Origin of the sequence: Paenarthrobacter sp. A20 (genome assembly GCF_024168825.1) — a bacterium.
Taxonomy (GTDB): domain Bacteria; phylum Actinomycetota; class Actinomycetes; order Actinomycetales; family Micrococcaceae; genus Arthrobacter.
Genome location: NZ_JALJWH010000001.1, coordinates 4,505,653 through 4,524,956, shown reverse-complemented (window position 1 = coordinate 4,524,956; position 19,304 = coordinate 4,505,653). Strand labels below are relative to the sequence as shown.

The window sequence follows — 19,304 nt, the reverse complement described above, 5'->3', positions numbered from 1 at the left end:
AACATGGCGTTCGGTCAGCCCCGCATTGAATACAAGACCAACGAGCAGATGCGCAAGATGCAGGAGGCCGGGCTTGTCCTGAGCCGTGCACTCGACGCTGCAGTTGAGGCGGCCAAGCCGGGCGTCACCACCAAAGACTTGGACGATGTCTTCTCCGCAGTCCTGAACGATGCAGGAGCCAAGTCGAACTTCCTGGGCTATCACGGCTTTCCCGCCACCATCTGCACCTCGGTCAACGAGGAAGTTGTCCACGGGATCCCCGGGGGCAAAGTCCTTAACGATGGCGACATCATTTCCATTGATGGAGGCTGCATCGTTGACGGTTGGCATTCAGACTCCGCCCGGACCGTCATCGTCGGCACGGCCGATCCCGAAGACCAGCGCCTCTCCGATGTGACTGAGGCTGCCATGTGGCGCGGAATCGCAGCGTTGGCTAAGGGAAAATTCGTCGGAGACATCGGCAACGCGATCGATGACTATGTGTCCTCCGTCCAGGGCAAGCCGTTGGGCATCCTGGAAGACTACGTGGGCCACGGTATTGGGTCCGAAATGCACATGGCACCGGATGTCCTGAACTACCGGACCGGCCACCGTGGTCCCAAGATCCGCCCCGGCCTGTGCCTGGCCATCGAACCCATGCTGGTACGTGGCGGCATCGAGACAGCGACACTCGACGACGACTGGACAGTGGTCACCACCGACGGCAAGCGCTCCTGCCAGTGGGAACACTCGGTAGCTGTGCACGAGAAGGGCATCTGGGTCCTGTCCGCCCCGGATGGAGGCGCCGAGCAGTTGGCGCCGCTCGGCGTCGTGCCTGTTCCCGTCCCGTAACACCTGCATGGGAAGAGCCGGGCTGCTGAAGCAGCCCGGCTCTTCCCATACCTGCCGAAGGAATCAGGCCTTCAGCTTCGGCTTCACGTCCTTGGTGTAGATGCCCTCGAGGGTCTTCTTCAACTCGGTCATGGTTGCTTGGACGTCGCCCCGCTGCGTCAGGATCTTGGCTGCGGCCTTGGCCATTTCCTGGTCGGCGCCCGGCAGGAACACGCGTGCGTTGTCCTGGACCTTGGTGACTGAGAGTTGGTCCATGGCGGTCTTGATCTGCGGTGTGGCGGCGAGAACGGCCGACATATCGGCTGACAGCCGTGTTGGCATGTATCCAGTTGCGGCGGAGAACGCGGCCGTGTTCTCCGGCTCCGTCATGAATTTCAGGAACGTTGCCGCTGCCAGCTGTTCCTCCTTGGTGATGCCGCTGGGGATGCCGAGGCCGGCGCCGCCGGTGGGGCAGACTCCGCTGGGCGCCTCGGGACCGCCCGGAAGGAAGCCAACGCCCACATTGAACGTGGCCGCCTTCAGGACACCGAGCAGCGAGCCGGTTGAGGAGATGGTGGACGAGGTGATGCCGGCGGCAAAGTCATCGGCTGCTTCCTTGGAGGAAACACCTGCCCAGGCGTCCTTGTAGATGGAATCCTGTGCCCATTGGAGTGCCGCAACGGACTCTTTGGAATCGCACGTGATGTCCCAGTCCTTGGACCAGCTGCCGCCCCAGCCCCACAGGTTGTTCTGCAGGGTCCAGCCCGCGTAGCCAGCGAGGGCGGGGTAGATGTACGCGTACTGGGCGCCGGACGTGGCCTTCAGCTTCGGGGCCCAGTCGGCGAATTCCTGCCAGGTTGCCGGCGCACGATCCGGAAGGCCGGCTGCCTTGAAGTGATCCTTGTTGTAATAGAACAACGGTGTGGAGCGGCCATAGGGGAGTGCCCACTGCTTGTCGTCGTACTTGTAGTCGTCAACCAGTGACTTCTGGAAATCGTCGATCTTGATGTCCAACTGCTTTACCAAACCATCGATGGGGATGATGCTGCCGTTGGAGAAGTAGCGGAACCACCACACGTCCGAGAGGACCACCAGGCCCGGCAGGCCGGTCTTGGCTGCCTGGGATGTCTGGAACTTCTGGGCAATTTCCTCGTAGTTGGCGCCGGCCGTGACGAGCTTGACCTTGATGTCCGGGAACTTGGCGTGGAACTTCTCAATGATCGCCTTCTCAACGTCCTGGGACTTGCCCGGGTGGTTCGTCCAGAAATCGATGGACGCAGCGGGTTTCACTCCGGTGAAGTCGATGGTTGCAGTGTCGACGGCGTCTGCCGTGCCCGCCGTCGAGGGCCCGCCACAGGCGGCCAGGGCCGCTGCTCCGGCTCCAAGGCCTGCCAGCCCCAGGAAATGGCGGCGGTCAAGGTTGGTACGCATGGTGCTTCCTCTCAATAAGTTACTTCGATGCGAATAGTGCGGGTGGAGAAAATCAGCCGGTGACGCTGCCCTGGGTCAGCCCGGCAACGATGTAACGCTGGAGTGCGGCGAACACCAGCAGGATGGGGACGATCACCAGAACGGCTCCGGCCATGAGGATTCCCCAGCCTGCCCCGTTGCCCTCGGAGTTCTGCAGCAACGTCAGGCCCACGGGGAGCGTCATGGTTTCAGGGCGGTCCGTGATGATGAGCGGCCAAATGTAGTCGTTCCACTCGCTGACCACCGTTACCAAAGCGACCGTGGCAATCGACGGAACAGACACCGGCACGATGATCTGCCACAGGCGCCGCCAATGGCCGGCGCCATCGATTTCGGCCGCTTCAAGGATGGCCGGCGGCAGTGTAAGGAAGTGCTGCCGCAGCAGGAAGGTCCCAAACGCCGTGCCGAGGCCCGGGAGGATGATGCCCCACAACGTGTTTTTCCCGCCCATTCCAGCGATGAGGATGTAGTTGGGAAGGATGGAAACCTGCGCCGGAACCATGAGCGCCACCAGGATCAGCACGAAGATCACGTTCTTGAACGGGAAGCGCACGAACACCAACGCGTATGCCGTCAGGATGGCCAGGATGACCTTGATGGAAGAACCCACCACGGTGACGATCAGGCTGTTGGCGAAGAACTGCGCAAACGGGACGGTGGTCATCGCCGTTGCGTAATTCTCCAGGTTCAGGGACTCCGGCAGAATCTTCAGATCCATGGTGACGATTTCCCCAGGCTGCTTGAAGGAACTCAGCAACATCCAGAGCAGGGGCAGGAACACCACCAGCGTGGCGATGATCAACGGGACGTAGTTGGTGGCCACGGTCTGGAGCAGGTTGGCACTGGAGAAAGGGCGCGGAGGCTCGTGCTGTTCGCTCTCCTGCGAAGAAACCACGACGGCGGCTGGTGACGGTGCGCTCATGAATAGTGGACCTTTCGCTCAACGAACCGCAGTTGGATAACCGTCATGATCAGCAGGATGGCGAAAAGGATCACCGAGATCGCAGCCGAGTAGCCTGCCCGGTTATAGGCGCCGAAGGCTTGAAGATACGCCTCGTAAATCAGCGTGCTGGTGCCGTTGCCCAGCGGAGTCATGATCCTGATGAGGTCGAAGGCCTGCAGCGAACTGAGCATGGTGGTGATCAACAGGAAGAACGTGGTGGGGGATAGCAGCGGCAGGGAGATGTTGAGGAACCGGCGTACTCCGTTTGCCCCGTCCAGCGCCGCAGCCTCCATGACGTCGCGGGGAAGGGACTGCAGGCCGGCCAAGTAAACCACCGCGCAATAGCCGAGGTTCTTCCAGATGTACACAATGATCACCATCACCAAGGAGAGCTGTGGATCGTTGATCCACTGCGGGCTCTGCTGGCCCAACCCACGCAGGATCCAGGCAAGGACTCCGTATCCGGGATCGAAAATGAAGAGCCACACCAGTCCGACTCCTACTCCCGACAGCACATATGGCGCGAACACTGCAGACCTCGCGAACGTGGTGCCGCGAACCTTGGAGTTCAGCGCCAGGGCAACCAGCAGGCCGAGCACCATGGAACCGCCAACGGTCACCAGCGTGAAGATGGCAGTGGTCCCCAGAACCTTTGGCGCATCCTCGCCGGTGAAGAAGATGACGTAATTCTGGAGCCCGACAACTGTGGCCGAGGCCGAACCCAGCGTCCAATCCAACGTGGAGTAATAGATGTTGTTGATCAACGGCCAATACGTAAAGGTGCCGATCAGCACCAGGTTGGGCAAAGCCATGGCAAGGAAGACCAGGAAGTCCTTCCGGCTGCGGCCGGACCAGCGCCGTCTCTCCGGCTGGGGCTGTTCTGCCGCGGCTGGCGGGACCGGCGGCGCGTGGTCCGGCATGCCTGCAGGGGCGGTGCTGCTGTGAATCTGTCGGGTAGTCATGGGTCACTTACGGTTTCGGGCGAACGTGGGGTGCCAGCTCCCGGACCGGGGCGGCGAAGACAGGCCTAGCTCACCACACCCAATGTCCCTGTTCGGGCCAAAACAGTGCCCCGTAGCGATAGTTGGCTTACACTTCCGAACCCGTTTACTCGGCGTTACACGAGTGTTCGTATTTGAGGCTCGACTCCCACTTTGCCTCGGTCTGCGCACCGGCGCGCCTGCCGGCACGCCGCGACCCTCGGCGCGCTCGGTCGTGCCTCCCTTAGACGCGCGCTCCCGGGTCCCGGCGCACCTCCAGTTCGTTCGGCTCCCGGCGGGTGGAGAATGGAGCCATGAATTCGATCACCGATGTTGCCGGCATGCGGGTTGGGCATGTGCAGAGGGTGGGGGAGGGGTGGCTTTCCGGGGTGACTGTCGTCCTTCCTCCGGTGGGGACCGTGGGGTCTGTGGATGTGCGCGGGGGAGGCCCAGGGACGCATGAGACCGACGCACTGGATCCGACCACCCTGGTATCAACCGTGGATGCCGTGGTGCTGACCGGGGGCAGCGCCTTTGGGCTGGCATCGGCAGGGGGTGCCCAACTGTGGTGTGAGGAGCAGGGTAGGGGCTTTGCTGTTCCGGGGACCGTGGTGCCGATTGTTCCCGCTGCGGCCATCTTCGACCTCGGGCGGGGTGGCGACGTCAAAGCTCGGCCCGGCGCCGACATGGGTTACCAGGCAGCCGCCGCAGCGTTCGCCTCAGGCGACCATGCCGCCGTCGAGCGTGGAAATGTCGGGGCCGGCGCTGGTGCCGTCATAGCGCGCGGGCATTTCAAGGGCGGGATCGGTACCTCGTCGATCACTCTCGAGGGCGGGGTGGTTGTTGGTGCGCTGGCGGTAGTGAACGCACTCGGGGCGCCGGTGTTTGGCCGGGTAGACCTGAGGCCCGCTGCGCGTTCGGCCGTTCCTCCGCAGGGGCTCAATACAACGCTCGTAGTGATTGCGACGAATGCCGTGCTGGATGTGGCCGAGTGCAAGCGGACTGCTTCTGCCGGACATGCCGGATTGGCCCGGGCTTTGGATCCGTCCCATACTTTGGCCGACGGCGATACCGTGTTCGCGTTGGCGACGGGCGCCGTCGTGCTTGACCGCAGTACTGAACAAGCGCGGCAAGTCTCTCTGATCACGCTGCAAAGCGCCGCGGCGGAAGTGGTCCGCCTGGCGATTCTGGACGGTGTGACATCTGCTGAAAGCGTCACCACAACGGCCGGTGAATTCCCTGCCTTCCAGCCGGCGGGGGAGTGACGGCGGCGGACGCTTGCGCTACCATGGACGGATTTAACTTTCCGGCCTCATTGGCGTAGAGTTATTTGTTGGTTGTCTGTGCAGCCACGCCCTTTTTAGTGTCGTGGTTCAAGAGAGCCAAGCAAACAAAAAACGTCCGCTGGATCTTCGGTGCCTAACTGAAGGACGGTGGCAAACAACAGTTAGCGGAGGATATGGCCAAGAAGGACGGGGTCATTGAGATCGAGGGCGTTGTGACTGAGGCGCTGCCCAATGCGATGTTTCGTGTTGAGCTCACCAATAAGCACGTCGTTCTCGCACACATCTCTGGGAAGATGCGACAGCACTACATTCGAATCCTCCCCGAGGACCGGGTAGTGGTGGAGCTGAGCCCATACGACCTCACACGTGGTCGTATCGTCTACCGCTACAAGTAAATTGCTGGGCGGCAAGGCAATAGTGCCTAAGCCGCTCCAGCAGATCAACTGCAAAACACGCAAAGGAACGCCATGAAGGTCAAGCCGAGCGTCAAGCAGATCTGCGACAAGTGCAAAGTGATCCGCCGTAACGGCCGGGTCATGGTGATCTGCGAGAACCCGCGCCACAAGCAGCGCCAGGGCTAATTCCCCTTTCGGGAATCAGCGCCCGCAAGGGCAAACCTGGGCTGCTAGCCCACGCAAGTAAATAAAGGCAGCACAAGCTGTGCCAGGACTGCACTACAGAGCCTGGTCAGCGAACCCCCGGTCGGAGGCTGGGGCCACACTGAACGTGTGGGTGTACTGCCTACGACCTCCGGTTTATTCAAGGAGTACTGCCACTATGGCTCGTCTCGCTGGCGTAGACATTCCCCGCGAAAAGCGGTTGGAAATTGCGCTTACTTACATCTACGGCGTGGGCAAGACCCGTGCACACGAAACCCTGGCTGCCACCGGCATCAGCGCTGACGTTCGCGTCAAGGACCTGACTGACGCCGAGCTGGTCCAGCTGCGTGACTACATTGAAGGCAACTACAAGGTTGAGGGTGACCTTCGCCGCGAGGTAGCCGCCGACATCCGCCGCAAGGTAGAAATCGGCAGCTACGAAGGCCTGCGCCACCGCAAGGGCCTGCCCGTACGCGGACAGCGTACGAAGACCAACGCTCGTACCCGCAAGGGCCCGAAGCGCACCGTCGCCGGCAAGAAGAAGGCCGGACGTTAATCCCTCGGGATTGATCCGGTTTTCCCCCGATAACTTTCTGTAGGAGAAACAATGCCCCCGAAGACTCGTGGAGCGGTTCGTAAGCCGCGTCGCAAGGATAAGAAGAATATCGCGCTTGGCCAGGCGCACATCAAGAGCACCTTTAACAACACCATCGTGTCCATCACGGACCCGAACGGTGCTGTCATCTCATGGGCTTCCGCCGGTGAGGTTGGCTTCAAGGGCTCCCGTAAGTCCACTCCCTTCGCCGCCCAGATGGCTGCTGAAGCCGCTGCAAAGCGCGCTCAGGAGCACGGTCTGCGCAAGGTTGACGTATTCGTCAAGGGCCCGGGATCCGGACGCGAAACCGCAATCCGTTCGCTTCAGGCCGCTGGCCTCGAGGTTGGCTCCATCCAGGACGTCACCCCCAGCGCCCACAACGGTTGCCGCCCGCCGAAGCGCCGCCGCGTCTAATTAGGTCTTCCCTGCCTGACCGGCCGGGCCTGCTATGGATGGTTCTGCCCTCCATCAGCATGGCCCGGCTGGTCAGGCTGGAAACCGAAGCCGATTTCCACCACCTGTGTTGCGTCATATAGCGGATGCTCGCCGAAAGGAAACCTAAGTGCTCATTGCACAGCGCCCCACCCTGTCCGAAGAAGTTGTATCCGAGAACCGCTCCCGTTTCATCATTGAACCGCTGGAGCCGGGCTTCGGTTACACCCTCGGAAACTCCCTCCGCCGTACCCTGCTCTCCTCCATCCCCGGTGCCGCTGTAACCAGCATCCGGATCGATGGCGTGCTGCACGAGTTCACCACGGTTCCGGGTGTCAAGGAAGATGTCACCGAGATCATCCTGAACATCAAGAACCTTTCGGTTTCCTCCGAGCACGATGAGCCGGTTGTTGCGTACCTGCGCAAGCAGGGCCCCGGAGTCGTCACCGCCGCGGACATCGCTCCGCCGGCTGGCGTCGAATTCCACAACCCGGATCTGCACATTGCCACTCTGAACTCGAAGGGCAAGTTCGAACTCGAACTGACCATCGAGCGCGGCCGTGGCTACGTTTCGGCAGCTCAGAACAAGTCCGGCGACTCCGAGATCGGCCGTATTCCGGTTGACTCGATCTACTCGCCGGTCATGAAGGTAACTTTCCGCGTGGAAGCTACCCGTGTTGAGCAGCGCACCGACTTCGACAAGCTCATTGTCGACGTCGAGACCAAGCAGGCAATCGCCCCGCGCGATGCTGTTGCTTCCGCAGGCACCACCTTGGTGGAACTGTTCGGTCTGGCTCGTGAGCTGAACACCGCAGCTGAAGGTATCGAGATTGGCCCGTCGCCGACGGACGCTGCCCTGGCAGCTGACATGGCTCTGCCGATCGAGGATCTGGACCTCACCGTCCGTTCCTACAACTGCCTCAAGCGTGAGGGCATCCACACCGTGGGTGAACTCGTTGCCCGCTCCGAGGCTGACCTGATGGACATTCGTAACTTCGGTGCGAAGTCCATTGACGAGGTCAAGGCAAAGCTCGTGGAACTGGGTCTGTCCCTCAAGGACTCCCCTCCCGGTTTCGATCTCGCAGCCCGCGCCGCAGCCATCGAAGAGGACGACGCCGCGTTCAGCGACGACGAGCTCTAAACAGCAGATCTTGGCCGCCGGGTCCAGCGATGGACCTGACCGGCTTACATAACAGGAGAAATAACTATGCCTACCCCCACTAAGGGTCCGCGCCTCGGAGGCGGCCCGGCTCACGAGCGCCTGATGCTCGCGAACCTGGCAGCTGCTCTGTTTGAGCACAAGCGCATCACCACCACGGTCACCAAGGCCAAGCGCCTTAAGCCGTACGCAGAGCGTCTGGTCACCTTCGCCAAGCGTGGCGACCTCGCTTCCCGCCGCCGCGTTCTCGGCCTGATCAGCGACAAGGGCGTTGTCCACGAGCTGTTCACCGACATCGCCGGCGCCGTTGCCAACCGCGATGGTGGCTACACCCGCATCACCAAGATCGGCAACCGCAAGGGCGACAACGCTCCCATGGCTGTCATCGAGCTCGTTCTCGAGCCGGTTTCCGCAAAGCAGGCCGTTGTTGCTGAAGCAACTGCTGCCGCTGCCAAGGCTGCTCCGGCTGCCGAGGAAGAGGTCGTTGAGACCGAAGCCGTAGAAACCGAAGCTGCTGAAACCGAAGAGGCTCCGGCCGCTGAGGCAGAAGCTACTGAAGCTGAAGCTGCTGAAACCGAAGAGGCTCCGGCCGCTGAGGACAAGAAGTAATTCACTGAATTCTTCACAGTAGACTTAAGTCTATGAACGAACGAAAACCCGCTGCCCCCGTTATGGGGGGCGGCGGGTTTTTGCGTGTCCGGCTTGATCTTTCGTACGACGGCGGCCCGTTCAGCGGGTGGGCTCTTCAGCCTGGTCTCCGAACCGTCCAGGGTTCATTGGAAGAAGCGCTGGCGCTCCTGTTGCAACGGCCGGTCCGCGTGACGGTTGCCGGCCGGACTGATGCCGGCGTCCACGCCCGCGGGCAGGTAGTTCACCTGGACCTGACGGAAGCTGAGTGGCTCTCATTGCCGCGCGGGCACGAACTCGACCCCGGCGTCGCGCTCTTGCGGCGTCTCCGTGGCGCTTTGAGCCGGATACTCGGTGACCTCACCGGGTCGGTGGAAGTGCACGACGCCGGTCTGGCGCCGGAAGGATTCGACGCCCGCTTTTCAGCGTTGTGGCGCAGGTACAGTTACCGGATTGCCGACGGCCCGGAACGGTGGGATCCCGTTCTGCGGGGAATCACTTTGTGGCACAAGGCGGACCTGGATGTTGCGCTGATGAACGAGGGCGCTTCTTCCCTTCTGGGTCTCCAGGACTTCCGCTCCTACTGCAAGCCCCGGGAAGGTGCCACCACCATCCGTGAGCTGCAGAAGTTCTCGTTTGAACGAGGTAGCGACGGGGTCATTGTTGCCACCGTGCAGGCTGATGCTTTCTGCCACAACATGGTGCGGTCCTTGGTGGGATCTGCACTGCGTGTGGGGGAGGAGCTGGAGTCCCCGGGCTGGCTGCACTCGCGCCTCCTGGAGCGTAAGCGGGATGCCAAATCCGTGCTCGCTGCACCGCACCCGTTGGTGTTGGAGGAAGTCGCGTATCCGTCGGATGCCGAGCTGCTGGCCCGCGCTGAGCTGACGCGGGCGCGGCGGGCTTAGTCTCGCCGACTTGTGCGGACGTGGGAGGACCCCCTCCCGGCTCTGGGTACCGGAAGGGGGCCGTTGTGGCACTTCGTGGTCTGGGATCCGCGAAGTGCCGGTCTATCTCCTGGGGGAATATCAGCTGAAAGCCTCCATGATCCTGATGCCCGCCGGGCCCAGAAGGATGATGAAGAGCACGGGAAAGATGCAGAAGAGCAGTGGAAATAGCACCTTCACGGGGAGCTTCATTGCTTTCTCCTCCGCGTTCTGACGGCGTTTGACGCGTGCTTGTTTGGCCTGGGCCCGGAGTACGCTCGCGATGCCGATGCCATACTTGTCAGCTTGAATCACGGCGAGCACAAAGCTTCGGACATCGGTCACGGTGGACCGCTCTGCCAGGGCCTCATAGGCATCCTGGCGTGGCCTTCCCACCTGGATGTCTTGAAGCGTACGCACGAGTTCCTGGGCCAAAGGACCCGTACCTTGAGCCGAAGCCCGTTCCATTGCCGACTCGAAGCCGAGGCCAGCCTCTACGGAAATCAGCATTTGATCGAGCGTGTTGGGGAATTCGATCTTGATTGCTTCCTGCCTTTTGGCCCCTTGGTTGTAAACCAACAGGTCGGGGATGAAGTACAGAAAAACGGTGAGAAAGAGCCCGAGGGCCACAACTGTAGGGCCGGGATTGCTCGCGAACAGAAGGATGCCGAACAGGGCACCGGATGCTGCCAGGATGGGCTTGATGGCAATGAGTTTGGTGAGCGGCATTGACCTCGGGCGGCCGGCCAGGGCCAGCCACTGGTCGAGCTTGGCTTCGTAGGTGCCGGGCATCAATTTCCTGGCGACGCCGAGCAATAGGGGAGCGCGTTGGATGGTGACACCGGCACCTTGCGCGAACCCGGAGCCAAGATTGCTATGAATAGCCACCATGCCTTTACGGTCAATAGTGGCAATGGACCAAACGAAATAGACCAGCGGAAGTACAATCGTGGCGATGATTAGCCATACAAAGGGACTCATGACCCATAGCTCCTAGAACTTGATCTTTACGGTGCGGTTCATCCAGAAACCTCCAACGATGAAGAGGACAAGACTCAAGACCGTCAAAGCAATCCCGACTGGATGGCTAATGAAAACCCGCAAGTAGCCCGGGTTGATGATCCCGAGCACCATACCTACTCCGACCGGCAATGCCATGAGGATTACTGCTGACATCCTGCCTTCTGCGCTCAGGGACCGAACATGGCCTTTGATTTCACTACGTTCACGGATGGTGCCGGCTACTTGCTCAAGAACCTCAGCCAAGTCTCCGCCGACCTCGCGGTTTATTTGGATCGCTTGGCCAATCCACCGAAAATCCTCGCTGTCCATGCGAATCGCGCAGTCTTCGATTGCCTGACGGGCGTCTTTGCCGATCCTCACTTCGTTGACGATCCTGGCAAGTTCTTCCGAGGTAGGCTCCTGGGATTCCTGGGCGGCCGCTTCAAGTGATCGCATGATGCTGTGGCCTACCCGGAGCCCGCCTATGAGCATCTGGATGGTATCGGTCAACTGCCCTTCGAATTTGGATCGACGCTTTTCGGTTCGAAACACCAGAACCACCTTTGCCGCGAACGGTGTTGCCACAGCGACCAAAATGCCGATCATTGGATTAGCCAGCAATATGCCAAGGATTCCCAGGAGCACTGTGGCAATTGCCACCAGGACTGTGAAGTCGGCTGGCGACTGTTTGACGCCGGCGTTGTAGAGAACGTCGCGGTTGAAGGGCCCGCCGGATCGGCCGAGGGCAGAATCGACTACCTGGACAGCCGATTGGGATACCCGTCCCAGCGCCGACTCGTCGGGGGTGAATCCAAAGCGGCGCCTTTCCAACGGAATACTGCTGCTACGAGGTTTCAGCACAACCAGAACGAGAATCAGCAAGGCGGCAGCACAGGCGCCAACAGCTAGAAAGAACCACACAGGCGTATCCATGGCTATCGCCTCACTGACGGGACGGGGGCGGCTCCAAAAACGGAAGGAGGAACGCTGATGCCAAGTTCGGTGAAACGGTCCAGAAACCGGGGGCGTATTCCCGTAGGAAGTGCTTTGCCCAGAAAACGGCCTTCGGCGTCAAGGCCGGCCCCGTAGTCGAAGAGAAAAGCATCTTGGAGCGTCACCACGTCGCCTTCCATCCCTTGTACTTCGGTGACGTGCGTTATGCGCCTGCTTCCGTCGCGTAGGCGGGTGACCTGGACGATGAGGTCGACTGCTGAGGACACTTGTTCCCGGACTGCGCGAAGCGGCAGGTCCATGCCGGCCATCAGCACCAACGTTTCCAGACGGGCGATCGCGTCTCGGGGAGAGTTCGCGTGCACCGTCGACAAAGACCCGTCGTGCCCTGTATTCATCGCCTGGAGCATGTCGAGTGACTCGCCACCACGTACTTCTCCGACAATGATCCGATCGGGCCGCATACGGAGTGAGTTGCGCACCAAGTCCCTAATGGTGACGGCACCCTTACCCTCGATGTTCGGCGGGCGACTCTCCAACCTGACCACATGGCGTTGCTGCAGTTGGAGTTCCACAGCGTCCTCGATGGTGACGATGCGGTCGGATTCCGGGATGAAAGAGGACAGTACGTTCAAGAGCGTCGTCTTGCCGGTTCCTGTTCCACCAGAGACGATGACGTTCAACCGGGCGCGCACACAGGCACTGAGCAGTTCAGCCATTTCATGGCTCATTGATCCCCATTCGATGAGATTTCGAACCGTCAAGGGAACATGACTGAATTTCCTGATGGTGAGCGACGGACCGTTCACGGCCAGCGGGGGAATGATCGCATTGACTCGCGAACCGTCCTCCAGTCGCGCGTCCACCAGCGGGGATGATTCATCAATGCGACGCCCCACTTTGGAAACGATCCGTTCGATGACCTTCCTGAGGTGGTTATCTGAGCTGAATTGAAGATCAGTAAATGCCAGATGTCCGTGTCGCTCGACGTAAATCTGGTCGAAGCGATTGACCATGACTTCTGTTACCGACGGGTCCTCCAACAGCCGTTGAAGCGGACCGAACCCCATCACTTCGTCGGCAATTTCGCGTATCAAGCGTCGGCGCTCTTCCGGCGTGAGGGGAACTTGTTCGTCATCAATCACGGCTGAAAGTTCCTCAACAGCGAAGGACCGCAGTTCCTCTTCAGATGAGGAAGTATCGCCAATCCTGCTGCCCATGCGTTCAAAAAGTGCCGATGCAGCCCGTTGCTTCAAGCCAGCCAGGGCATCGACGGCCGGCGTAGACGGCGTGCCTCCCAGCATGGGTGCGCTGGTGGGCGTAACGGCCTGTGCCGGTGTTGCTTCATCGGCTGCGTCCGGGCCTCCGACATCGCGGGCCATGACTTCAGCTATGACGTCGGGGTTCTTTTTCGAGAGCCGTTCGGAAAGCTTCACGACACCACCACCCTTCGGTGCAGTTTGTTTTGCGGGGTTGATTCCAGTCGAGGATCGAAGCGGCCAACGAGCTTCCTTAGACCCTTAGCGGCCGAATCGCGTGTGGTCCCTTGGAGGACCGGTACTCCGCGGTTTGTTGAGAACGGAAGGTTTCGTGAACGCGGAATCACAGTATCGATGGGCACCCCAATGGTGGCTTCCACATCCTGGACCGATATGCCACTTTTCCTGTCCGCAAAATTCAGCACGGTATGCCGGTTCTGCGGCAGGAGCTGAAGCTCCCGGAGGACGCTGAAGCATTTCCTCAGGCCGCGGATGCTTGGCACATCCATCCCGCAGACCCAGACACCATCTGTCGCGAGCTCCAGCGTGGCGAGGCAGTGCTCGCCCAAACCAGGAGCGGTGTCGACCACCACATACTTGAATTCTGTGGCAAGTTGGTTGATCAACCTTGTGACATGGTCGGCGGTAATGTAGTCAGACTCTGACGGTTTCTTGGGGGCGCAGAGAGCGTAAATACCTGAAGGATGTACGGTAAGGAAGGCCTTGAGGACCATGGAGTCCTGGGCGGCAGAGCCATGGACTGCCTCGGTAATGGAATGCTCAGGCTCCAGCAGGAGTCCAGACGCCACATCGCCAAATTGCAGGTCAAGGTCAACAATGACGACTCCCATGGGTGCAACCGCACCAAGCCCGACGGCAAGATTCGTGGCCACGGTTGTCTTACCAACTCCGCCCTTGGGCGACATTACGGCTATGACGCGTCCCCTTTCCTGGCCGGATTCGGAAACGGATTGCATTCCACGACGCCTGCTGGCCGCGGCCAAGCAGGCTCTTTCCATGAGTACCCGCAGTTCGTTGATGTCGATCTCGGGCGTCACGACATCCCTGATGCCGGCGTGCATTGCCCGGAGGATGATGTCCGGGCTGGGTTCTGCAACCAGGAGGAGACTGATCTCCGGAAATTGGAGATCGAACACAGTTGCAAGTTTCAGGGCATCATCCGGGTTCACGCCCGGTCCCAGAATCATGACTTCCGGCGGGGCACCCGTCAGTTGCTTGAAGACGTCATCTGTTCCTGCCTGCAGGACGTCGGGCGAGAGCGTTTGCAGGTCACCATGCAAGGCTCCCGAAATCGCTTGACGAACCCGACCTTCAAAGTCGCGGACGGCAGTGATGGCTACGAAGCGGCTCATTGGACCAGCCCTCCAAAATTGGTAGTGGGAGGATCAGTCTTCACGGTCTTGTCGGTCTGCTTGGAGAGCCAGAGCGTGCCGAACTCAGCGCCAAAGACCATCTTTGCGGCGTTCGCATCGCTGAGGGCGACGGTGACATAGGCGGAACCATTCGGCAGCGCTACGCCTTTGTCTGATCCCGCCGACTTCTCGGCATCAGGTGCGGCCTGTTGGACTGCTGTCACCAAGACATCGTGATAAAGGAGCTCCGTGAAGTCTTTCCACCCTGTCATACCGGCCGGGAGGTTGGCTCCTGCCGGCACGGCCTCATCCAACTTGAACGATGCGAAAACTGTGACAGTGTCGCCGGCTTCAATTCTTCCGCCGAGGATTCTCTCGGGGGCAAGGACAAAGGTAGCTTCCTGCAGACCTTCAGGCACGGGCACGGTCCCAGGCGCCAGCTCCTTCGGATCCACGAGCTTGACGCCCAACAACTGCTCGCCGGGCTGAAGGTCGGCCGAAGTGACCTTCCCCTTCTGGTCATTGAGCGCCTTGATGGTGCCAGGCGCTACTGCTGTCTGCGGAAGGGTTTCCACCCGAACCTTTGATTCAAGCTCCTCTACCTTGGTACCGGCTGGAACACGTTCTTTGATGACCAGAACGTTTATGGGATCGAGCCCTTGCTGCGCCCGCTTGTCTGCTCCCTGAACGTAGGTGACCAGTAGAACGGTGCCAATGACTGCCAAAAGCAGTGCTGCAATGCCTCCCAGTAGGCGTGTCTTCACTTTTAACTCCTTTCGAGTTTTTGGTGATTCTTTGTGTGATGCTGTGCGCAGTTAATCGGTCAGTGTGACCACGGACGCTCCGTAGTTGGGAACTGTGCCGCTTATCTGCGATCCCTCTTCGAGTGATACGAAGCGGGAGAAGTACCCCTGAAGTCCCCGGCAGTTTCCATTGCAGCTAGGGGCAAGAGGGTCAAGGACCGCTCCTGACCCGCTGAACTTATAGCCGGTGACCTGAAAGGCTGCGAAGCCAATCAGTGTGTACTTTGCATTGCTTCCGTTGCCGGCAGCGGTCTTGAAAAGTGGAATGAGAGCGGGCTCATCCATGATGGTGGAAAGAACAGCGTCACAAGCCGCTGCGTTGGGGAAATGGTTGCCGGGTTGCCCGTTGACAGTCGCATCGAGCGATATGTTCGTGGAGCAACCTGTATTGGTGACGAGCCATCCAAAACCACCAGGCTGGTAGCCGTTTTGTGTAGCGCAACCCGGAACGGTGGGAGCATTCTCGTCGTAGCGCAGCAGGATGTGTGTCGGAGTCGGGTCGCCTGAGAAGTTGCCGGTGGAGTTGAGCGATGCCAGCTGCGTAGGTGAAAGGTACTTTCTGAAAACGCACTCACTCACCGTCCAAGGCAAGGTTGTCGCCGCCGCCGGGGCACCCCATTGTGCTTCTGCGGCCGCTTCCACGGTCGCGGTGTCCATACCCAGAACCCTCGCGAAGTATAGGGAAAAGCTGTTCGCCCCTGAATCCCCATCGCGTGCATTCGTAACAACACGGACGGTAGTGGAAGCTGGAAAAGACACTGCAGAGCCGCTGGAACCATCATTCGCGTTGCTATTGGCGAAGCTGTTTGCCGTTGCGGTGCTGTCTCCGCAGTTACCATTGGCGCAATCGGTGGCGATCGCCAGGGCTGCGGCGTCGGCGCCGTTCTGCAGCTGGGCCTTCTCGGCATACAGGGCTCCGACATCGATGGCAAGGGCCGCAAAGCCCAAAAGCACGACCATCAGCCCTGCGACGACTATGGTTGCCGCCCCTCGTTCGTGGGACTCGACGCGATTGACTTCGCGCCTGACCCAGAGTTGCCTCAGCCGCCGCATCTCATCACCCCAACCCCGGTCATGCTGAGTGGGAAGATGCCCGGTGCTCCGAAGAAGCCGGCATCCAGGAAGCCTGACATGGACGGCAGCGAAACGCTGGTGGTGACTTCGACATTGGAGCCAGGAGCGCAACTGGAAGCGTTGTCGCTAACACTTACACCCAGGCCCTCCAATGAAGGCGCTGCGGACAACGCTGTGCCGGCCACGTCCAAACCACCATCTTGATAGTGAACTGCGGCGTAGCGTGCGCCCTCCCGAGCCGCTTGCGTCAGTGATACTTGGACGTTGAGCACTCGACCAAACTCGATGATTCCAATGAGGACGAGAAGCAGCAGTGGCAAAAGGATCGCCATTTCGATTGCAACCGCGCCTCGTTCTTTCCGATCCATGTCGATTCCCCGACTTTCCCAGATAGGGCTGAAAATGAAACTATTCGGAAAGCAGTTTGGCTCCGGTGGAACGACGCCACCAGAGCCAAACTGCGTTTGGGGTGATGATGCCTAGATGGCGGCGTCCACACGAGTGAAGAGGTTTGCGATCTGCGGCCCAAGAAGGGTAACGGCCGCAAGCACCAGGAGGGCGATGAAGGCGACCATGATGCCGTATTCAACCATCGTCGCTCCCTTCTCGTCCTTGGTGAAGCGGTCCTTGACGCCGGCAATGTACGAGGTAATGGTGAAAATAAAAGCAGACATTGGAATTTCCTTCCCAGAAAAAGCATTTGCGAATTGGGTTATAGGTCCAGCAAATTATCGGAATTTGCTTCGACTCCCGAACTACCCCCATGGTGCCTTTAGCGGTCCGGAATTCGATGAGATAAGAATTCACCCTGGAAAGCGGCTGCGACAATGCGTAGCCGTACTCGACTTGGGGAGGGGGGTGCTACTCGCCGGCGCGAGCGGAGGGCAGGAAGTACTCGGTTTCCGATGAAAAGGGGGTCGAAACTACTTGGTTTCGAAAGCTGCCTTATTAATTGGGGAACGTGTGCCGGGGGAGGTAAGTGCGTACTAAGCCGGACTAGCTCATGACCAGGACGACGCCAAGGGCGGCGATGACCATTGCCGGGCCATGGGCCGTTTCCGCAGGCTTTTCCGCGCGTCGCAGGCGCAACATCACTACCGTGAGCACCCCGCCCACCACAAATCCCAGTAGTCCCCCGAAGAGTACTTGCTGCCAACCCAAGTACCCCAAGTACATGCCAACGGGTGCTGCGAGCTTCACGTCGCCCATTCCGATGCTGCCAGGCGAAAAAAGTCCGAGAATCAGGTAGCCAAGGAAGAGGATTGCCCCTGCGGCGAGGGCCCGGAAGAGCTCGGGCCACCCGGGGGCGAGGACGGCGGGCAGCGCCAGGAGCAGCAAGCCGCCGCCAAGCAGTACGGCAATAAGGGCATTAGGCAGTAGATGCAGCGTGAAATCGATCCGCGAAAGCTGTACGCCAATTAGTGCCAGTAAAAGAAATGCCGGCAGTTCCAAAGAGATGCCGAACCGCCACGCGAGCAAGCCAAACAGCAGCGCGGTGACTGCCGCCGTCGTGATGCGGACCTTGGGGGAGGGAAGCCCGCCAAATAGCGGCAGCCGCCACGAGATGAGCCACTCTGCGGCCGGGCTCAGCAGGAGGCCGGCCAGGGCGACGATGAGCGGAAAGGCGGGCCCGTCGGACATGTACTCTCCCTCAATCAGTGCGCGACCCCCGGGGGCGGATACCCCATTTTGACCCGGACGCCCCGTTGGCGGTATTGTTTAGAGTCGTTGTGCGTGTCCTATCTCGATGACACATGCCTTGCGGGGGATCCAGTTGCAGGATCGCTAACTCCTGAGGCATTTCGAGATCTTGGGATGACTGGTACATAGAGCCCTCACCTCTGCTCCGGTAGCGCATACATAGTAGGTACACGCCTTATTGCGTGTCGCCTAAAACATGAACGCCAGAACAAGAACGAGGCAAAACCGTGCGTACGTACACCCCGAAGCCCGGCGATATCAACCGCCAGTGGCACGTCATTGACGCCACCGACGTTGTCCTTGGTCGTCTTGCCAGCCAGACCGCAACACTGCTGCGCGGAAAGCACAAGCCGACCTTTGCGTCCCACATGGACATGGGCGACTTCGTCATCATCATCAACGCTGAAAAGGTTGCCCTCACCGGCGCCAAGCTGGAGCAGAAGCGGGCATACCGCCACTCCGGTTACCCGGGCGGCCTGACCTCCGTCAACTACGCCGAGCTGTTGGAATCCAACCCGGTTCGCGCTGTTGAGAAGGCCATCAAGGGCATGCTCCCCAAGAACTCCCTCGCCGCTCAGCAGCTGGGCAAGCTCAAGGTCTACGCAGGCCCGGAGCACCCCCACGCTGCACAGCAGCCGAAGACTTTCGAAATCACCCAGGTCGCCCAGTAGTCCTGGCCACCAACCAACTTTTCATTACAAGGAGAACCGTGGCTCAGAACGAAGAACTGACCGCCGAAGCCGTCGAGGCCGAGGAAACCCTCACCAGCTACACCTCGGAAAGCACGTCTGCTGAAGACGCGCCGAAGAAGGAGCGCCCGGCGCTGACCGTTGCAGGCGCAGCAGTTGGCCGCCGCAAGGAAGCCGTTGCACGCGTTCGCGTTGTTCCGGGTTCCGGCAAGTGGACCATCAACGGCCGCACGCTGGACAACTACTTCCCGAACAAGCTGCACCAGCAGGACGTCAACGAGCCCTTCAAGATCCTTGATCTTGAAGGCGCCTACGACGTCATCGCCCGTATCCACGGCGGTGGCATCTCCGGCCAGGCCGGTGCGCTGCGCCTCGGCGTTGCTCGCTCGCTGAACGAGATCGACGTCGACAACAACCGCGCCACCCTCAAGAAGGCCGGCTACCTCAGCCGTGACGCCCGCGTCATCGAGCGTAAGAAGGCCGGTCTCAAGAAGGCTCGCAAGGCTCAGCAGTACTCCAAGCGTTAATTCGCTTCACCCCAAATCGCTGGGGTATCGAAAGCCCGTTCCGCCGTTTCGGCGGGGCGGGCTTTCGTCGTTAACGCCGAGGGTCAACAGCGCCGGGAATG

Annotated in this window: 23 protein-coding genes; 11 read left to right on the top strand and 12 right to left on the bottom strand. The window is 60.3% G+C overall.

Annotated elements, in window-relative coordinates:
* Window positions 1-3: 3 nt before the first annotated feature.
* Complete coding sequence (map, locus tag J3D46_RS20985) at window positions 4-831, top strand: type I methionyl aminopeptidase (protein WP_231343128.1); 828 nt, start codon at window positions 4-6, stop codon at window positions 829-831.
* A gap of 63 nt (window positions 832-894) precedes the next feature.
* Here the strand turns inward: map and J3D46_RS20980 are convergent, their stop codons facing one another.
* The 3 genes from J3D46_RS20980 to J3D46_RS20970 are packed head-to-tail and all read right to left on the bottom strand — an operon-like array spanning window position 895 to window position 4,185.
* Window positions 895-2,241: an ABC transporter substrate-binding protein gene (locus J3D46_RS20980; RefSeq protein ID WP_231339500.1), complete on the bottom strand. Its 1,347-nt coding sequence runs from the start codon at window positions 2,239-2,241 to the stop codon at window positions 895-897.
* A gap of 52 nt (window positions 2,242-2,293) precedes the next feature.
* Entirely contained in the window at window positions 2,294-3,202 is a 909-nt protein-coding gene (locus J3D46_RS20975; RefSeq protein WP_253468679.1) for a carbohydrate ABC transporter permease, read from the bottom strand.
* Entirely contained in the window at window positions 3,199-4,185 is a 987-nt protein-coding gene (locus J3D46_RS20970; protein ID WP_253468678.1) for a carbohydrate ABC transporter permease, read from the bottom strand. The genes J3D46_RS20975 and J3D46_RS20970 overlap by 4 nt, the downstream gene beginning before the upstream one ends.
* A gap of 332 nt (window positions 4,186-4,517) precedes the next feature.
* Between J3D46_RS20970 and J3D46_RS20965 the strand changes: the two genes are divergently transcribed.
* The 8 genes from J3D46_RS20965 to truA all read left to right on the top strand — a co-directional run bounded on the left by J3D46_RS20965 (window position 4,518) and on the right by truA (window position 9,806).
* Complete coding sequence (locus tag J3D46_RS20965) at window positions 4,518-5,468, top strand: P1 family peptidase (RefSeq protein WP_253468677.1); 951 nt, start codon at window positions 4,518-4,520, stop codon at window positions 5,466-5,468.
* Window positions 5,469-5,662: 194 nt separating this feature from the next.
* Window positions 5,663-5,884 carry a translation initiation factor IF-1 gene (gene infA / locus J3D46_RS20960; protein WP_011775571.1) on the top strand — a complete coding sequence of 74 codons (222 nt, stop codon included), beginning with the start codon at window positions 5,663-5,665 and terminating at the stop codon, window positions 5,882-5,884.
* 72 nt (window positions 5,885-5,956) lie between these two features.
* The gene (gene rpmJ / locus J3D46_RS20955) at window positions 5,957-6,070 is read left to right on the top strand and encodes a 50S ribosomal protein L36 (protein WP_011775570.1); all 114 of its coding nucleotides are present in this window, start codon (window positions 5,957-5,959) and stop codon (window positions 6,068-6,070) included.
* A 196-nt stretch (window positions 6,071-6,266) separates the two neighbouring features.
* A complete protein-coding gene (gene rpsM, locus J3D46_RS20950; RefSeq protein WP_011775569.1) occupies window positions 6,267-6,644 on the top strand; it encodes a 30S ribosomal protein S13 in 378 nt (125 codons plus the stop codon).
* A 51-nt stretch (window positions 6,645-6,695) separates the two neighbouring features.
* Window positions 6,696-7,097 (top strand): 30S ribosomal protein S11, encoded by a 402-nt coding sequence (rpsK, locus tag J3D46_RS20945; RefSeq protein WP_014922380.1) that lies wholly within the window; start codon window positions 6,696-6,698, stop codon window positions 7,095-7,097.
* A 148-nt stretch (window positions 7,098-7,245) separates the two neighbouring features.
* Window positions 7,246-8,256: a DNA-directed RNA polymerase subunit alpha gene (locus J3D46_RS20940; RefSeq protein ID WP_011775567.1), complete on the top strand. Its 1,011-nt coding sequence runs from the start codon at window positions 7,246-7,248 to the stop codon at window positions 8,254-8,256.
* A gap of 66 nt (window positions 8,257-8,322) precedes the next feature.
* Entirely contained in the window at window positions 8,323-8,883 is a 561-nt protein-coding gene (rplQ, locus tag J3D46_RS20935) for a 50S ribosomal protein L17 (RefSeq protein ID WP_231339504.1), read from the top strand.
* 32 nt (window positions 8,884-8,915) lie between these two features.
* On the top strand, window positions 8,916-9,806 hold the full coding sequence (gene truA, locus J3D46_RS20930; RefSeq protein WP_231339505.1) for a tRNA pseudouridine(38-40) synthase TruA: 891 nt from the start codon (window positions 8,916-8,918) through the stop codon (window positions 9,804-9,806).
* Between the two features lie 120 nt (window positions 9,807-9,926).
* Here the strand turns inward: truA and J3D46_RS20925 are convergent, their stop codons facing one another.
* The 9 genes from J3D46_RS20925 to J3D46_RS20885 form a co-directional block, all read right to left on the bottom strand.
* Window positions 9,927-10,805: a type II secretion system F family protein gene (locus J3D46_RS20925; RefSeq protein WP_231339506.1), complete on the bottom strand. Its 879-nt coding sequence runs from the start codon at window positions 10,803-10,805 to the stop codon at window positions 9,927-9,929.
* A gap of 12 nt (window positions 10,806-10,817) precedes the next feature.
* On the bottom strand, window positions 10,818-11,759 hold the full coding sequence (locus J3D46_RS20920) for a type II secretion system F family protein (protein WP_231339507.1): 942 nt from the start codon (window positions 11,757-11,759) through the stop codon (window positions 10,818-10,820).
* A gap of 2 nt (window positions 11,760-11,761) precedes the next feature.
* Complete coding sequence (locus tag J3D46_RS20915; protein WP_231339559.1) at window positions 11,762-13,081, bottom strand: CpaF family protein; 1,320 nt, start codon at window positions 13,079-13,081, stop codon at window positions 11,762-11,764.
* 128 nt (window positions 13,082-13,209) lie between these two features.
* On the bottom strand, window positions 13,210-14,409 hold the full coding sequence (locus J3D46_RS20910; protein ID WP_231339508.1) for an AAA family ATPase: 1,200 nt from the start codon (window positions 14,407-14,409) through the stop codon (window positions 13,210-13,212).
* Window positions 14,406-15,173, bottom strand: coding sequence for an RcpC/CpaB family pilus assembly protein (locus J3D46_RS20905; RefSeq protein WP_231339509.1), 768 nt, complete (start codon window positions 15,171-15,173; stop codon window positions 14,406-14,408). The genes J3D46_RS20910 and J3D46_RS20905 overlap by 4 nt, the downstream gene beginning before the upstream one ends.
* A gap of 51 nt (window positions 15,174-15,224) precedes the next feature.
* Window positions 15,225-16,265: a TadE/TadG family type IV pilus assembly protein gene (locus tag J3D46_RS20900; protein ID WP_253468676.1), complete on the bottom strand. Its 1,041-nt coding sequence runs from the start codon at window positions 16,263-16,265 to the stop codon at window positions 15,225-15,227.
* On the bottom strand, window positions 16,253-16,654 hold the full coding sequence (locus J3D46_RS20895; RefSeq protein ID WP_231339511.1) for a TadE/TadG family type IV pilus assembly protein: 402 nt from the start codon (window positions 16,652-16,654) through the stop codon (window positions 16,253-16,255). The genes J3D46_RS20900 and J3D46_RS20895 overlap by 13 nt, the downstream gene beginning before the upstream one ends.
* Before the next feature lie 111 nt (window positions 16,655-16,765).
* The gene (locus tag J3D46_RS20890; protein ID WP_231339512.1) at window positions 16,766-16,960 is read right to left on the bottom strand and encodes a Flp family type IVb pilin; all 195 of its coding nucleotides are present in this window, start codon (window positions 16,958-16,960) and stop codon (window positions 16,766-16,768) included.
* Between the two features lie 322 nt (window positions 16,961-17,282).
* Window positions 17,283-17,927 carry a prepilin peptidase gene (locus J3D46_RS20885; RefSeq protein ID WP_231339513.1) on the bottom strand — a complete coding sequence of 215 codons (645 nt, stop codon included), beginning with the start codon at window positions 17,925-17,927 and terminating at the stop codon, window positions 17,283-17,285.
* A gap of 287 nt (window positions 17,928-18,214) precedes the next feature.
* Between J3D46_RS20885 and rplM the strand changes: the two genes are divergently transcribed.
* Window positions 18,215-18,658 carry a 50S ribosomal protein L13 gene (gene rplM, locus J3D46_RS20880; protein WP_011775554.1) on the top strand — a complete coding sequence of 148 codons (444 nt, stop codon included), beginning with the start codon at window positions 18,215-18,217 and terminating at the stop codon, window positions 18,656-18,658.
* 38 nt (window positions 18,659-18,696) lie between these two features.
* Complete coding sequence (gene rpsI, locus J3D46_RS20875) at window positions 18,697-19,203, top strand: 30S ribosomal protein S9 (RefSeq protein WP_011775553.1); 507 nt, start codon at window positions 18,697-18,699, stop codon at window positions 19,201-19,203.
* The last annotated feature ends 101 nt before the right edge of the window (window positions 19,204-19,304 follow it).

What these genes read in the sequence shown, in the direction of transcription:
- map (WP_231343128.1), top strand. Translation starts at nt 4, where the DNA reads ATGGCGTTCGGTCAGCCCCGCATTGAATACAAGACCAACGAGCAGATG.
- J3D46_RS20980 (WP_231339500.1), bottom strand. Translation starts at nt 2,241, where the DNA reads ATGCGTACCAACCTTGACCGCCGCCATTTCCTGGGGCTGGCAGGCCTT.
- J3D46_RS20975 (WP_253468679.1), bottom strand. Translation starts at nt 3,202, where the DNA reads ATGAGCGCACCGTCACCAGCCGCCGTCGTGGTTTCTTCGCAGGAGAGC.
- J3D46_RS20970 (WP_253468678.1), bottom strand. Translation starts at nt 4,185, where the DNA reads ATGACTACCCGACAGATTCACAGCAGCACCGCCCCTGCAGGCATGCCG.
- J3D46_RS20965 (WP_253468677.1), top strand. Translation starts at nt 4,518, where the DNA reads ATGAATTCGATCACCGATGTTGCCGGCATGCGGGTTGGGCATGTGCAG.
- infA (WP_011775571.1), top strand. Translation starts at nt 5,663, where the DNA reads ATGGCCAAGAAGGACGGGGTCATTGAGATCGAGGGCGTTGTGACTGAG.
- rpmJ (WP_011775570.1), top strand. Translation starts at nt 5,957, where the DNA reads ATGAAGGTCAAGCCGAGCGTCAAGCAGATCTGCGACAAGTGCAAAGTG.
- rpsM (WP_011775569.1), top strand. Translation starts at nt 6,267, where the DNA reads ATGGCTCGTCTCGCTGGCGTAGACATTCCCCGCGAAAAGCGGTTGGAA.
- rpsK (WP_014922380.1), top strand. Translation starts at nt 6,696, where the DNA reads ATGCCCCCGAAGACTCGTGGAGCGGTTCGTAAGCCGCGTCGCAAGGAT.
- rplQ (WP_231339504.1), top strand. Translation starts at nt 8,323, where the DNA reads ATGCCTACCCCCACTAAGGGTCCGCGCCTCGGAGGCGGCCCGGCTCAC.
- truA (WP_231339505.1), top strand. Translation starts at nt 8,916, where the DNA reads ATGAACGAACGAAAACCCGCTGCCCCCGTTATGGGGGGCGGCGGGTTT.
- J3D46_RS20925 (WP_231339506.1), bottom strand. Translation starts at nt 10,805, where the DNA reads ATGAGTCCCTTTGTATGGCTAATCATCGCCACGATTGTACTTCCGCTG.
- J3D46_RS20920 (WP_231339507.1), bottom strand. Translation starts at nt 11,759, where the DNA reads ATGGATACGCCTGTGTGGTTCTTTCTAGCTGTTGGCGCCTGTGCTGCC.
- J3D46_RS20915 (WP_231339559.1), bottom strand. Translation starts at nt 13,081, where the DNA reads ATGCTGGGAGGCACGCCGTCTACGCCGGCCGTCGATGCCCTGGCTGGC.
- J3D46_RS20910 (WP_231339508.1), bottom strand. Translation starts at nt 14,409, where the DNA reads ATGAGCCGCTTCGTAGCCATCACTGCCGTCCGCGACTTTGAAGGTCGG.
- J3D46_RS20900 (WP_253468676.1), bottom strand. Translation starts at nt 16,265, where the DNA reads ATGCGGCGGCTGAGGCAACTCTGGGTCAGGCGCGAAGTCAATCGCGTC.
- J3D46_RS20895 (WP_231339511.1), bottom strand. Translation starts at nt 16,654, where the DNA reads ATGGATCGGAAAGAACGAGGCGCGGTTGCAATCGAAATGGCGATCCTT.
- J3D46_RS20890 (WP_231339512.1), bottom strand. Translation starts at nt 16,960, where the DNA reads ATGTCTGCTTTTATTTTCACCATTACCTCGTACATTGCCGGCGTCAAG.
- J3D46_RS20885 (WP_231339513.1), bottom strand. Translation starts at nt 17,927, where the DNA reads ATGTCCGACGGGCCCGCCTTTCCGCTCATCGTCGCCCTGGCCGGCCTC.